Consider the following 14,795-nt stretch of genomic DNA (forward strand, 5'->3'; position numbering starts at 1 on the left):
GATACAGTCATTCTAAGCTTTCATAAGTTTTTCAAAAGCATCTAATTTTTGTTCAAAGACCTCACAAGCTTGCTCAATAGGTTCTGGTGAAGTCATATCCACACCGGCATTTTTCAGAATCTCAATTGGATAATTAGAACTTCCTTTTTTCAAGAATTCATTAATATATCTTTCAACTGCAGGTTTACCCTCAGTTAAAATTTGATGACTTAAACTTTGTGCTGCACTATATCCGGTAGCATATTGATATACATAGTAATTCATATAGAAATGAGGAATTCTTGACCATTCTTTGCTAATATTGTCATCTGTTTCAACAACATCACCAAAGTATTGTTTATTCAATTTAGCATATTCATCATTCATACGTGTTGCAGTTAATGGTTCGCCTGCTTCTTCAATTTGATGAATTTTATGTTCGAATTCTGCGAACATAGTCTGACGGAATAAAGTCGCTCTGAATCTTTCAAGTTCCTGATTTAATAATAATAAACGACGTTCATCGTCTAAATGTTTATCCATATAATCACTTAGTAATGCTTCATTACAAGTTGATGCAACTTCAGCAACAAAGATTGAATAATCACTAGAATTAGATGGTTGATGTTTACGACTGAAATAACTATGTGCTGAATGACCAAATTCGTGAATTAGCGTATATAAATCAGATACAGTATCTGACCAATTTAATAAAATGAATGGGTTAGTTAAATGTGCACCAGATGAGTAACCGCCTGATCGTTTGCCTTTATTTTCATAAACGTCGACCCATCGATTATTCAAACCTTCTTTTACTACATCAAGGTACTCTTCACCCATAGGTTCTAACGCTTTTAACATCCATTCTTTTGCTTCTTCATAAGGTATTTCGAATTTAACGTCCTTAACCATTGGCGTATATAAATCGTACATTTTCAGCTCATCAACGTCTAATAATTCTTTTCTTAGTTTCGTGTATCTGTGCAATAACGGTAAATATTTATGCACAGTTTTTACTAAATTATCATAAACTTCTTCTGGTATATGATTATTACTTAACGCACGCTCACGAGCTGTTTTATAGTTATGTGTTCGAGCATTAAAGACATTCTTCTTAACTTCCCCTGCTAATGTTGAACCTAGAGTATTATTATAAGCACCGTAAGCTTTATATAAATTATTATATGCTGATTGACGTAACTCGCGATCATCAGATTCTAAATATTTGATAAAAGTTCCTTGTGTTAATGGATGTTTTTCACCATCTTTATCTACTGCATCTTCAAATTCTAAATCTGCATTACTAAACATACCGTACACATTACTTGGTGTAGATAGGGCATCTTGAGCCTCAGTAAGTAATTTCTCTTGCTCGGCATCTAAAATGTGTGGTCGTTTTTCATTGATAAGTTTTAAATCAAATTCATAACGTTTTAAGTTGTCGTTAGTTTCGATAAATGATTGAAGTTTATCTTCATCAATTTGAAGAATTTCTGGTACTAAGAAACTCCATGCTGAACTAATTTTAATTATAAGTTGATGTGCGCGTGACTCGAATCCTGTATATTTATCGTTTGAAGTATCTTGGTCTTGTTTTAAATGTGCATAGACATATACTTTCTCTAGTTTAGTACCAATTTCATCTTCTAATGCAAGCGCATCATATAATGTATCAGCACTATCTGCTAAGTGCCCTTTAAATTGCTCTTCTTTACCTAGATAACCTTCAACCTCTTTTAATGCTTCTTCAAAAGCTTCATCACTTTTAAAAATCGTTGTTAAATCCCACGTATCATTTGGATATTTACGTTCTTGCTCTTCTCTTGTTAATTGTTGACTCATATAGTAAACCTCCTATAATAACTAATGTTATAATTTTCTCATTATTCCCTATAAATTGCACGTTTTAACTATATTTAATGTAATGATTAATGAGTTCTGAGACAACACAATCCATAGAAATAGTGTTAAGGTACATCTGTCTAAATTTAAGAAAGGCTTTTAAACGCTGATGTACATCACACTCTTGTTCATTAAATAATTTTAATTGTAATTGCCACTGAACTGGATGATTCTCAATATAGAGTTGATAAGGGAATATGTAGCCGAAGTTATGATAAATAGCCTCATCTGTTAATCTTAACTGGTACATTGCGCTTAACGATGGTTCAAGGACAGAATTTTTCCTTCTACATTGATTCAAGTAATAATGTATTTCAGATTTAGTTAGCTTGAAAATGTGTTGATATGGCGTAGGCATTATACTAATCTGATTCACTAATTCATTGATTTTAATTACTGTTTGTTTTGCGATAAATTGTCTGCCACCAATATGCTGAATTTGACTATATAAAACAACACACTTGTTTTTTTGATTCCATACATATAAACACCTGTTAATTGGATGAATAAAATGTGCTTGAAATGAATTGAGATATAGCCTTCCCATATGATATCGACAATCTTGAATTAACCAAATGACTTCCATATTCAGCTGTTTAAATCCCTTTGTTCGTTCTATGATCTCTTCAATACCTATTCTAGAAAATTGAATTTCAATTACATATTTTGAATTCACTAGTATGTCTGGGTATTGTTGAATAGTTGGACAATAAGGTTCAATTTGAACGTGATAATGTAGTTGTGATAACATCTTCGCAATAAAACACTTTACAAAGTAATGTTGTTCGGATTCTTGTTTTGCACAATAACATACGCTATCAACCTTATGCGCGAAATGCGGGATTTTTTTTGTGCCACATTTGTATAGTAGTTGTGAGCTACAATGCGGACAAAAATAGCTGTTTTGTTTCTTTGCACGATGTGCATATACTTGCTCGCCTTGTTGATTTATAGCAATTAACATAAATTTCACTCACCTCATAAGAATAAACGTATGAAATGGTGATTTTACTTTTCAACAAAAAAAACCGAAGCAATATTCATTGCCTCGGTAAAAACTTTCATTATTCAACTGTGTCTGGGAAATAACGTCTCACTTGAGCAGTTACATTATGACTCATAATAATCTTAGCATAATCATTTAAGTATACTTCAGTTTTATCTGTTGGATATGCAAACTCTAACATCTGACTATAACTATCGTTAATCGTTTCTTGACTGACTGATTCATCAAAGTGAATAGCATAGTAATATTTATTGTCATTCATATATAATAAATCTTCAAATTCATCAGTTGATAAATTATGGTGATATGCATAACTAATAACTTGCTCTAAATCATCAAATTTAACGATAACTGTTCTTATGTTCGGACGTTGTTTCGTTTGTTTTTGTTCAGATTTATGAGAGTGCTTTTGTTGTTGTGCTCTTTGTTCGAATAAATCTTCAATGCTCTCTTCATTTTCTAATGTGTTTGCAAGTAATTCGTTAACTTGTTCTTCAAATTGCTCGTTTGCATCTTCATCAGACATATTCGTAGCTTCTTCATTTTTAGATTTAGAAATCGTAACTTCCACACCTTTTTCAAAGGCATGTACTTGTATCCAAAGAGGTCCTTCAACTACGAAGTCTTCTTCTTCATTGATTTCATCCATCATTGACCAGAAGAATTCTTCGCCTCTCTTACGGTTAGTCCATAAATCTTCTCGACTGAATCCTCTAGCTTCAATATCACTATAAGTTATAAATAATTTGACTGTTGTATCATCAACGCGTTCTATTCTCATATCATCTCACTCCTTACAGTCGATGAATAGTAACCATATTGTATTAGAGCGTGGTGGAAATTACAATTTATTTGTTTGATTAAATTTAACTATTTTACAATCGTTATATATACTAACATATTCCCTTTTTTAGTTACAAAAAAACAGCACTAAAATAGTGCTGTTTCATATTATTATAATCTTCAATTAAATTTTAAAATTAATCAACAAGACGTTGCGCTTCTTGTAATTGGAAAGTACGAACCTTTCTAGGTAAGAAACGTCTGATTTCATCTTCGTTATAGCCAACCTGTAAACGTTTTTCATCTAGAATAATTGGACGACGTAATAGTCCTGGATTATCTTGAATAATCGCATAAAGATCTTGTAGTGGTAAAGAATCAATGTCAACGTTTAATTTTTGGTATGTTTTAGAACGAGTAGAAATAATTTCGTCAGTACCGTCTTCAGTCATTTTTAAAATTTGTTTGATTTCATCAATTGTTAAATGTTCAGAAAAAATGTTACGCTCCGTATATGGAATGTCATGTTCTTGTAACCATGCTTTCGCTTTACGGCAAGATGTGCAACTTGGTGAAGTAAATAATGTTACCATACATCTCACTCTCCTATTGAATGAATATTATTCATTATTTTTGAATTTATTGATTAAGAAATGATAATTTATTTAGTCCTCTTAACCTTACAATATTAGTATAACCAACTAACATTAAAATTAAATGAGAAAACCCTAATTTTTCTGAGAAATCTCAAATTTTCTAAAAACCTAAATTTAAAAGCTTAGAATTAACGTATAACTACATACTAACATAACTTACATTTTAAAGAAATACTGTTATAATTTAAATAATATGAATTAAAACTAAGAAAGTAGGCATCTAATATGGAGACATTATTTTCAGGAATTCAACCTAGTGGAATACCCACAATTGGTAATTATATTGGGGCATTAAAACAATTTGCTGATGTTCAAAATGATTATGATTGTTATTTTTGCATCGTCGACCAACATGCAATTACTGTGCCACAAGATAAAATCAAATTACGTAAACAAATCCGTCAACTTGCGGCTATTTATTTAGCATCTGGCATAAACCCAGAAAAAGCTACCTTATTTATACAATCTGAAGTACCAGCACACGTGCAAGCAGGTTGGATGCTCACAACAATTTCAAGTGTTGGAGAACTTGAACGTATGACTCAATATAAAGATAAAGCTCAAAAACGTACTGATGGTATTCCAGCAGGTTTACTAACTTACCCACCATTAATGGCTGCAGATATTGTGATATACAATACTAATATTGTTCCAGTTGGTGAAGACCAAAAGCAACATATGGAATTAACACGTAACTTAGTCGAACGTTTTAATAGTCGTTATAATGACATTTTGGTTAAACCAGAAATTCGTATGCCTAAAGTAGGTGGTCGCGTCATGAGTTTACAAGACCCAACGAAGAAAATGAGTAAAAGTGATGATAATCATAAAAACTTTATTTCATTACTAGACGAGCCTAATGTGGCAGCAAAGAAAATTAAAAGTGCTGTAACAGATTCAGATGGAATTATTAAATTTGATCGTGATAACAAACCAGGTATTTCAAATTTATTAACAATTTACTCTAGCTTAACAAATGAATCTATTAAAGATTTAGAAGCTAAGTACGAAAATGAAGGATACGGTAAGTTCAAAACAGACTTATCAGAAATCGTCAAAGATTTCTTAATTAACTTCCAAGAAAAATATAATGAATTTTACAATTCAGATAAACTAGATGAAATCCTAGATCATGGTCGCGATAAAGCTCAAAAAGCGTCATTCAAAACATTGAAAAAAATGGAACGTGCCATGGGATTGGGACGTAAAAGATAATACATTAGTAATAGAAATAGCCATGGAAATCATTCCCATGGCTATTTCTATTATTCACTTTTCTTTTTTTTACCTGTTTCACGATCAATAGATTTATCGATATACACGTGCTTAAGTGTAGTATCTGGACCTACTTTGTGATACTGTAACCCTTTAACTTGTGGATTTGTTAAATGTGCTTCTCCTTTTTGATATATAGGTGCAACTGGTGCGTCGTGAAGTAAAATACTTTCAGCTTTTTGTAAAGCTTCATTTCTCTTATCAGATTCACGTAGTAAAGAACCATTAGCTTCTTTGATAAGATTATCGTATTCTTCGTTACCCCAATCAGTATTATTTTGAGCATTACCTTTTGTCATTATTTCCAAGAAAGCCGTTGGGTCTGGATAGTCAGGACTCCATCCTGAATATGACGTTTCATAATTATTTGCTAGCTCTAGAGTTGTTTTTTGTTTAAATGGCATTTGTTTAATTTTTAGAGTAACACCAGGTAAATTTGTTTCAATCTGCGATTTTATATATTCAGCAGCAATCTTCGCTGCTGGGGTGTCTTGAGTATTCATAGTAAAAGTAAATTCTTTTTTACCTAATTCTTTTTGCGCAATTTCCCAATTTTGTTTTGCTTCTTTGGTATCATATTTTAATGGAGATGAAACTGTACTTGCGAAATCTTTGCCGTCTGGTGTTTTAGCAGTTCCAATACCAGTGAAATTATCTGAGGCTAAAGAACCGTCATTTAAAACAGATTTTACATATCCTTTTTTATTAATAGCTTGCGCAATAGCTAATCTTAAGTGTTTATTTTTAAATTCCGGAACAGTTTTTTCGTTCATTTTAATATAGAATGTAGCAGCAGTTAAACGATGGTTCAATGCTTTACTATTTTTATATTTGTTAACCTGCTCAGATGTTACGATTGTATCATCAACCGAATCTGTATCATATAATGATGCACCAGCTTGTTGATCTTTTAGTACTTTATAATTTACTTTATCTAATTTAACATTCTTTTTATCCCAATACTTGTCATTTTTTACAAGTTGAATTTTATCTTCCACTTGCCAATTAATTACTTTAAAAGGTCCATTATATACTGCTCTATCGGCTTTTGTACCATATTTTTCTCCATATTTTTTGGCAATTTTAGAATTTTGAGGATCAAAAGTATTTAAAGCCAATAGTTCATTTATATAAGGCACAGGTTTTTCTAATTCAACTTGAAGTTTATATTTATCTAGTGCTTTAATTCCTAATTCACTCACTGGTTTTTTTCCTGAATTAACTAAATCTGCATTTTTAATATCACTCATTATGTAAGCAAATTCAGATGCTGTTTTGGGGTCCACAACTTTTCTCCATGCATAAACAAAGTCATCCGCAGTTACTGGGTCACCGTTAGACCACTTAGCATTTTTTCTTAAATTAATTGTTAAAGTTTTGCCCCCGTTACTTTTTTTAGGCATTTCTTTAGCTACACCTAAAGTAACCTTATCGCCTTTATCAATTGAATATAGGCCTTCAAATGCTTGGCCAGCTATATCTCCTGATACTGCATCTGTAATTAATGCCGTATCTAAAGTACTTATATCTTGTGTAATAACTTTTCTAAAGACTTGACCATCATCTGAATATAAACTTTTATTATTACTACAAGCTGAAAGTACTAAAACCACTATTAATAAAGTTGCTATATATTTTAAAGATTTCATAGTAAATTCATCCTCCTTCCCCTGCATTTAAACGCTTTGCGTTTGATGTTCTTGTTTTAATTGAGCAGCTTCTTCATCAGTTACAAAAACATAATGATCTGGTCTTATTTCTTGAAGTTTTCGCTCAGAATTTTTAGATTCATCTTCTTGATATGCTACACGTTTACGTGTTCTCTCACTATCTGGGTCAGGTTGAGGAATCGCTGATAACAATGATTTCGTATAATCATGTAATGGGTGATAATAAATTTCGTCAGCTGAACCTAATTCAACAATTTTCCCAAAATGCATTACCGCAATACGGTCAGAAATATATTTAACCATTGATAAATCATGGGCAATAAATAAGAAGGTAATTCCTCTTTCTCGTTGAAGTTTTAACATTAAATTAACTACCTGAGCTTGTATTGATACATCTAGAGCTGAAATAGGCTCATCCGCAATAATAAATTCTGGTTCCACTGCTAGCGCACGCGCGATACCGATACGTTGACGTTGTCCACCAGAAAATTCGTGTGGATATCTATTCGCATGTTCTTTACTTAAACCTACCGTTTCAAGTAAGTCATAAACACGACGTTTACGGTCTTTTTTACTGCTTGCTAATTTATGTATATCAATACCTTCTGCAACGATATCCATGACCTTTAATCTAGGGTTAAGTGATGCATATGGATCTTGGAAAATCATTTGAATCTTTTTATTAAACTTTAATAAATCTTTACGTTTAGAAATTTTTTGAATATCCTGTCCTTCATATAAAATTTCTCCACTTGTAATATCATTTAGCTTTATAATTGCTTTACCTGTAGTCGATTTACCACATCCTGACTCTCCAACTAACCCTAATGTTTCCCCTTTATAGATATCAAAAGATATGTCCTCAATGGCTCTTACTTCATTACGTTTACCTTCATTAAAATATTGTTTTAAATTTTTAATTTCTAATAATACTTCATTATTTTTATCCATCGAACGACACCCTTTCTACTTGACGTGGTTTGTCATAATTATTTGGCATATGACGTTGTTTCTGTTTAACCATCTCAGACGGTTCTACTTTAGGTGCACGTTCGTCTAATAACCATGACTTAACAAAATGAGTCGGCGACACTTTGAACCAAGGTGGCTCTTGTTTAAAGTCAATATCTAAAGCATACTGGCTTCTTCTCGCAAAAGCATCGCCTTTTGGAGGATGTAATAAATCAGGTGGTGTTCCTGGAATCGCAATTAGTTCTGTATCATTACTAGTAGTTAAATCAGGCATTGATGATAATAATCCCCATGTATAAGGATGCTTAGGGTCATAAAATATTTCCTCAACATTCCCTGTTTCAATCATTTGTCCTCCGTACATAACAGCTACTCTATCTGCAATATTAGCTACTACACCTAAATCATGGGTAATAAATATGATTGATGTATCAATCTTTTTCTGCAAATCTTTCATTAAATCTAAAATTTGAGCTTGCATTGTTACGTCCAATGCTGTTGTTGGTTCATCTGCAATCAATACTTTAGGTTCACAAGCTAAAGCTGTTGCGATAACAATTCTTTGTCTTTGTCCACCTGAAAACTGATGTGGAAAAGCTTTAAAACGTTTCTCTGCATTTGGTAAGCCTACTAAATTTAATATTTCTAAAGCACGTTTTTTGGCTTCAGATTTACTATAATTTTTATGTTTAATAAGTGGCTCCATTACCTGTTTACCAATTTGCATCGTTGGATTAAGTGATGTCATAGGATCTTGGAATATCATTGAAATGTCTTTTCCACGTAATTTGATTAATTCACTTTCCGATTTAGTAGCTAAATCTTCTCCCAAAAAATCGATTTTACCTTTTTTTATTCTTCCAACATCCCCTTGGAATAACTTTGTAATTGCTTTAGTGGTTACTGATTTTCCAGAACCAGACTCTCCCACTATTGCTAACGTTTCCCCTTTGTTCAAATAAAAATCTACGCCTCTAACCGCTTGCACTTCCCCAGCAGTAATATCAAAGGAAACATGCAAGTCGTTGACTTCTAATACTCTTTCTGACATAACGTGTGCCTCCTTTATTATTTACGCATTTTAGGGTCAAATGCATCGCGTAATCCATCACTAAATAGATAGAAAAATAAAATTAATAAACTTAAAATTGTTGCTGGAATGAATAACTCGTGTGGATGAATTAATAACATTGCACGACCATCATTAACTAAAGATCCTAGTGATGTTTGTGGTGCTGGGACACCTATACCAATGAAACTTAAGAATGCTTCAAAGAAAATCGCACTTGGGACAGTAAACATAGATGTTACTACTATAGCCCCTAATGTATTAGGGAGAATATGTTTGAAAATCAAGTTGACTTTAGATGCGCCTAAAGTTCTTGATGCCATTACAAATTCTTGGTTTTTTAATTTTAAAAATTCACCACGAACAACCCTACTCATTCCTAACCAACCTGTGATTGACATGGCTAGTATAATCGTCCAAATAGAAGGTTCAAAAATAAGTACGAATAAAATTACTACAATAAGGTTTGGAATTGAAGCAATGATTTCCAAAATACGTTGCATTACATCATCTACTCGCCCACCAAAAAATCCTGAAATAGCGCCATATACTACTCCGATAAAAATATCTAATAAGGCAGCCACTATACCAATAACTAGAGAAATTTGAGTGCCTTTCCATGTACGTGTCCATAAATCTCTACCTAGTTGATCTGTTCCAAACCAATAATTTTCTTTAGCTCCCACTTTTGCATAAGCATCTTTACCGTCAGAACCTGTACCATCAAATGGTAAAAAATGAACTTTGTCTAATACGGGAATTTTTGCTGGAAGATTTCGATAATCGACATTTTGTTCAGCAAAATCATGTTTACTTATTAGTGGACCAACTAAAGCTAAAATTATTATAAGTATAAGGCCAATCATCCCTATTACAGCAAGTTTATTTCGTTTTAGCTGTGCCCATGCATCTTCCCAGAAATTTTTACTTTCTCGTTGCATTTCAGGTTCTTTATTTAAATCTATATCTCTAATAACAAAGTCAGAAGCTGCAATGCCTTCAGAGGTATGTGTCATCGCCGCATTTGAATGATCATCCAACGGCTTTTCAAATTTATCATTTGTCATTATTTTTTACCTCCTTGCACACGAATTCTAGGATCAATAATTCCGTAAAGAATATCTACAATAAAGATTGAAACAATAAATAATGTACTAAATAATATTGTTGTAGCCATGATAACTGGGAAATCATTTGTTGTAATCGATCTAACGAATTGGTCCCCAAGACCTGGTACTCCAAAAATATTTTCAATAGTCAATGTACCAGTTAATATACTTGCTAACATTGGTACAATAATAGTAATAATTGGAATTAATGCATTACGTAATGCATGTCCAAATAGCACTCTTATAGAAGAGTTACCTTTTGCACGTGCTAATAATATGTAATCTGAACTTAATACTTCTATCATTTCTGCTCGAATATACCTTGCTACTGTTGCTAAAACTGTCGCGGACAATGCTAGTGAAGGTAAGACTGCTGTTGAAAATCCTTCCCACCCAGCTACTGGGAACCAACGTAAACGTACCGCAAACACATATTGTAAAAGTACGGCTAATACGAATGATGGTACTGATACTGCGATTACTGAAATTATAGTTGTTGTATAATCTACCCAGGTATTTTGTTTAGTAGCTGCTGCTACGCCAAGGATTAACCCTAAAATAACCCCGATAATCATAGCTGTAATACCCATTTCCATAGAAGGAATCAATCTCGGTTTTATAAGCTCCCATACCGGTTGATTATGATATTGGAATGAATACCCAAAGTCTCCAGTTACGACATTCTTTAAATAATGAAGATATTGAATGGCAACTGGATCATTTAAACCATACTTTTCATTAAGGATTGCCTTTTGCTCAGCACTTAGTTTCGCATCGTTAAATGGTGAACCGGGCATTAATTTCATTAAGAAAAATGTAATTGTAATAATAATGAAAAGCGATAAAAACATGTACCCCAAACGTTTAAAAATATATCGCGTCATTAAATAACCCCCTTATTGAATTTTCAAAATTAACATTCCCTTCAAAATTTTCAGAAATATTTAGTAATATTATATATACAATTTTCATATAATTGCAATATAATTTTAACAATATTTAAAAATTGAGTTGTAAAATAAAAGTTCTTTTTACTGTCATTTGTATTTTAATTACAGGTTTTAGATTTAAGATATTATTATTTATACTAATAAGATAAAATGGTATTAAGTTTCATCTGGGGGTCTCGTAATGAAAAATAAAAAAAGTTGGGTTGTGTGGTCAATGATTACGCCTCTACTCTCTTTAATAATATGGTTAATCATTAGTAACCAAACATTCATTTCATACATTAATATTTTGTTTTATATATCTTTATCCATATTTATATGCATTTTTTTCATTTTATTAGTTCAAGAGGGAATTTTTGATGCAACGAGCTATGGTTTTAGAAGAATAAGATATCAACTATCGTCTCGTTCAAAAAAGAGAACAATGGCAGATGATGAATTTTTAAATCCTCAACAAGTTAAAAAGGAGCATTATTTTATATCTACATGGATTGCTCCAGCTTTAATATGTAATATTGCATACTTTGTGATGACAATAATAATTTCATTTCTACTTTAAATCATTCTACATACAAAAAATAGACCAAGGACATTATCAATTAGTGTCCTTGATCTAATATCATTTTTTCAAAATTAATCTTCAAATTTCTTAAATACTAATACTGCATTATGACCACCAAAGCCTAGACTGTTACTCATTGCATAAGTAATTTCTAAATCTTGCGCTTCATTTGGAACAATGTCTAGATCACATTCAGGATCTGGTGTATTCGCATGAATAGTTGGTGCGACTTTAGAGTCACGAATAGATAATGCTGAGAAGATAGCCTCTAAACCACCAGTTGCACCTAATAAATGACCAGTCATTGATTTAGTAGAGCTAACTTTTAGTTGATTAGCAGAATCTCCAAACGTATTCTTGATCGCTCTAATTTCATACATATCACCTACAGGTGTACTCGTGCCATGTGCATTAAGATATTGAACATCTTTTGCTTCAATACCTGCATCATCAAGTGCTGCTTGCATTGCACGTGAACCACCTTCACCTTCAGGAGCGGGAGCTGTAATATGATATGCATCACCAGTTGAACCATAACCAACTATTTCAGCATAGATTTGAGCACCACGCGCTTGTGCCGATTCTAATGATTCAATCACTAAAATACCAGCACCTTCACCCATAACGAAGCCATCTCGACCTTCTTGGAATGGACGACAAGCTGTTTCTTTATCATCATTTGTAGATAAGGCACGACTAGCACTGAATCCTGCAAGTGCCATGTGTGTAATTGGTGCTTCTGTACCACCTGTTATCATCGCATCTGCATCGCCACGTTGTATAATTTTAAATGCTTCACCAATTGAGTTTGTACCAGTAGCACATGCTGTAACTGTAGAACCATTTGGCCCTTTTGCACCTAAATCAATTGATACTTGGCCAGTTGCCATATCAGGAATTAACATAGGTACGAAGAATGGACTTACTCTTCTTGGTCCCTTATTTTGAAGTGTTGTATGTGCTGTTTCAAACGTTTCCATACCACCAATTCCTGAACCAATCCATACACCTATGCGATTAGCAGTTTCATCATTGATTTCCAATTTAGCATCTTCAACTGCTTGACGTGCTGCAACTACCGCATATTGTGTGAAACGATCCATACGTCGAGCTTCTTTCTTTTCAATATGGTCTTCAATATTAAAATCTTTAAGTTCACCTGCTAAATGAACATTATAATCCTCTGTATCTATTCTAGTAATAGTATCGATTCCATTAACACCTTTCAAGGCATTTTCCCAACTTGTCTGGGCATCATTGCCAATAGGTGATAATGCACCCATACCAGTAATTACAACTCGTTTATTCTTAGTCATACATTATTTCCTCCTATTTACCCCATTTGATAACCATAGCGCCCCATGTTAGGCCACCACCAAAACCTACTAATACTAGTGTGTCATCATCTTTAATTCTTCCATTTTCTAATTCTTGTGAAATACTTAAAGGTATTGAGGCAGCAGATGTGTTACCAAAGCGATTAACAGATACACTCATCTTTTCTCTCTCTATACCTAGTCTTTCTCGAGCTGATTCCATAATTCTAATGTTTGCTTGGTGAGGTATAAACATATCAATATCATCTGATTGTAGACCAGCTTTATCAACCACTCGTGTTGATGCTTCACCCATAATTCTTACCGCAAACTTGAAGACTTCTCGTCCGTTCATTACTAGTTTACCAGTATCTTTGTTTAAGTATAAGTATTTTCCACCGTTACCATCAGATCCCATTTCATAACTAATGATACCTCGTCCTTCTGAAACTTCTCCAATAACTACTGCACCAGCACCATCACCAAAAAGGACTGCTGTTGAACGATCTGTTAAATCAGTAATCTTAGATAATTTGTCTGCACCTACTACAAGGATATTTTTATAATCACCTGATTGAACATATTGTTTTGCTGTAATCATAGAATACATAAATCCAGAACATGCAGCTAATTGATCCATTGTTGGTACTTTACGTGTACCCAATTTTTCTTGCAACATATTGGCAACCGATGGGAATGGCATATCTCCAGTAGCAGTTGCAACAATAATCATATCTATATCAGCAGGTGTGATTCCTGCATCTTCAATCGCTTTTTTACTAGCCTCGAATGCTAAGTCAGATGTATCTTGATCTTCACTTGCCCAGCGTCTCTCTTTAATTCCAGTCATTTTAGAAATCCATTCATCTGAAGTTTCTAAAAAACTTTCGAAATAAGCGTTATCAACGACTTTCTCTGGCGCATATGCACCAAATCCTTTTATACCTACGTTCATGAACGTACACCTTCTTACTTCATTTTTTAATACCAGGTATTAATTTAACACATTTTTTTATCACTACTCAAGTAGTTACCCTTTCACAAACACAGATTTCATTACAAATTTTTATCAGATAACTGCTATCTCTATACAAATAGATTACTTTACTTTAAAATGAATGTATATAAATAATGGAGGTCATCGGTATGAAATACCTCGTAACTTTTATTTGGGCAGTCATCTTATTACAAATGGTTAACTTTGTATTAAATAGTTTAAATGGCGGTGGAACATTAAACTTTATCACCCCAATAGTTCTAGCAGTTATCTTTACAATTGTAATTGCTATTCTAACTGCCATGATTAAACCAGATGATTTTACCCGTTCAGGTAACAGATAGTCTTATTACTACATAATAATACAATACGTTAAAAACGCTTGGAATTTGAATTTATTAATCAAATTTCAAGTGTTTTTCTTTATTAAACTAGATATAGATGAACCCTTACTATTATAGCGATACATTACAACCTTCATGACTTTGAAAAAGGTTTTGAAGTGAGGAATTACTTATTCTTACTAATATTTAGTTTAAGTTATAACTA

At 32.8% G+C, this 14,795-nt stretch carries 14 protein-coding genes; 3 read left to right on the forward strand and 11 right to left on the reverse strand.

What is annotated here, in order from left to right; all coding sequences use genetic code 11:
• Positions 1–12: 12 nt before the first annotated feature.
• The 4 genes from pepF to spxA form a co-directional block, all read right to left on the reverse strand.
• Positions 13–1,821: an oligoendopeptidase F gene (gene pepF / locus HMPREF3134_RS05385; RefSeq protein WP_070441359.1), complete on the reverse strand. Its 1,809-nt coding sequence runs from the start codon at positions 1,819–1,821 to the stop codon at positions 13–15.
• A gap of 64 nt (positions 1,822–1,885) precedes the next feature.
• Complete coding sequence (locus tag HMPREF3134_RS05390; protein WP_070441362.1) at positions 1,886–2,845, reverse strand: competence protein CoiA; 960 nt, start codon at positions 2,843–2,845, stop codon at positions 1,886–1,888.
• A 100-nt stretch (positions 2,846–2,945) separates the two neighbouring features.
• On the reverse strand, positions 2,946–3,668 hold the full coding sequence (gene mecA, locus HMPREF3134_RS05395; RefSeq protein WP_070441365.1) for an adaptor protein MecA: 723 nt from the start codon (positions 3,666–3,668) through the stop codon (positions 2,946–2,948).
• Between the two features lie 199 nt (positions 3,669–3,867).
• On the reverse strand, positions 3,868–4,263 hold the full coding sequence (spxA, locus tag HMPREF3134_RS05400) for a transcriptional regulator SpxA (protein ID WP_011276230.1): 396 nt from the start codon (positions 4,261–4,263) through the stop codon (positions 3,868–3,870).
• Positions 4,264–4,551: 288 nt separating this feature from the next.
• Here spxA and trpS point away from each other — a divergent pair, with 288 nt between their 5' ends.
• On the forward strand, positions 4,552–5,541 hold the full coding sequence (gene trpS, locus HMPREF3134_RS05405) for a tryptophan--tRNA ligase (RefSeq protein ID WP_070441368.1): 990 nt from the start codon (positions 4,552–4,554) through the stop codon (positions 5,539–5,541).
• A 50-nt stretch (positions 5,542–5,591) separates the two neighbouring features.
• Here trpS and HMPREF3134_RS05410 read toward each other — a convergent pair whose 3' ends face one another.
• Genes HMPREF3134_RS05410 through opp3b form a run of 5 tightly spaced genes read right to left on the reverse strand, consistent with a single transcriptional unit; the run spans position 5,592 to position 11,305 of the window.
• Complete coding sequence (locus tag HMPREF3134_RS05410) at positions 5,592–7,250, reverse strand: peptide ABC transporter substrate-binding protein (protein ID WP_070441371.1); 1,659 nt, start codon at positions 7,248–7,250, stop codon at positions 5,592–5,594.
• Between the two features lie 27 nt (positions 7,251–7,277).
• Positions 7,278–8,222 carry an ABC transporter ATP-binding protein gene (locus HMPREF3134_RS05415; protein WP_070441375.1) on the reverse strand — a complete coding sequence of 315 codons (945 nt, stop codon included), beginning with the start codon at positions 8,220–8,222 and terminating at the stop codon, positions 7,278–7,280.
• Positions 8,215–9,294, reverse strand: coding sequence for an ABC transporter ATP-binding protein (locus HMPREF3134_RS05420; protein ID WP_070441378.1), 1,080 nt, complete (start codon positions 9,292–9,294; stop codon positions 8,215–8,217). The genes HMPREF3134_RS05415 and HMPREF3134_RS05420 overlap by 8 nt, the downstream gene beginning before the upstream one ends.
• Before the next feature lie 17 nt (positions 9,295–9,311).
• Complete coding sequence (opp3C, locus tag HMPREF3134_RS05425) at positions 9,312–10,379, reverse strand: oligopeptide ABC transporter permease (RefSeq protein WP_070441382.1); 1,068 nt, start codon at positions 10,377–10,379, stop codon at positions 9,312–9,314.
• Positions 10,379–11,305: an oligopeptide ABC transporter permease gene (gene opp3b, locus HMPREF3134_RS05430; RefSeq protein ID WP_037549066.1), complete on the reverse strand. Its 927-nt coding sequence runs from the start codon at positions 11,303–11,305 to the stop codon at positions 10,379–10,381. The genes opp3C and opp3b overlap by 1 nt, the downstream gene beginning before the upstream one ends.
• A gap of 247 nt (positions 11,306–11,552) precedes the next feature.
• Between opp3b and HMPREF3134_RS05435 the strand changes: the two genes are divergently transcribed.
• Complete coding sequence (locus tag HMPREF3134_RS05435) at positions 11,553–11,930, forward strand: DUF3899 domain-containing protein (RefSeq protein WP_053024304.1); 378 nt, start codon at positions 11,553–11,555, stop codon at positions 11,928–11,930.
• A 74-nt stretch (positions 11,931–12,004) separates the two neighbouring features.
• Here HMPREF3134_RS05435 and fabF read toward each other — a convergent pair whose 3' ends face one another.
• On the reverse strand, positions 12,005–13,249 hold the full coding sequence (gene fabF / locus HMPREF3134_RS05440) for a beta-ketoacyl-ACP synthase II (protein ID WP_070441385.1): 1,245 nt from the start codon (positions 13,247–13,249) through the stop codon (positions 12,005–12,007).
• A gap of 13 nt (positions 13,250–13,262) precedes the next feature.
• Positions 13,263–14,204 (reverse strand): beta-ketoacyl-ACP synthase III, encoded by a 942-nt coding sequence (locus HMPREF3134_RS05445; protein ID WP_037538680.1) that lies wholly within the window; start codon positions 14,202–14,204, stop codon positions 13,263–13,265.
• A 191-nt stretch (positions 14,205–14,395) separates the two neighbouring features.
• On the opposite strand from HMPREF3134_RS05445, the gene HMPREF3134_RS05450 reads away from it, so the two are divergent.
• On the forward strand, positions 14,396–14,590 hold the full coding sequence (locus tag HMPREF3134_RS05450) for a YjzD family protein (protein WP_037549058.1): 195 nt from the start codon (positions 14,396–14,398) through the stop codon (positions 14,588–14,590).
• Positions 14,591–14,795 lie beyond the last annotated feature (205 nt).

The organism is Staphylococcus sp. HMSC14D10 (assembly GCF_001808125.1).
Lineage (GTDB): Bacteria > Bacillota > Bacilli > Staphylococcales > Staphylococcaceae > Staphylococcus > Staphylococcus haemolyticus.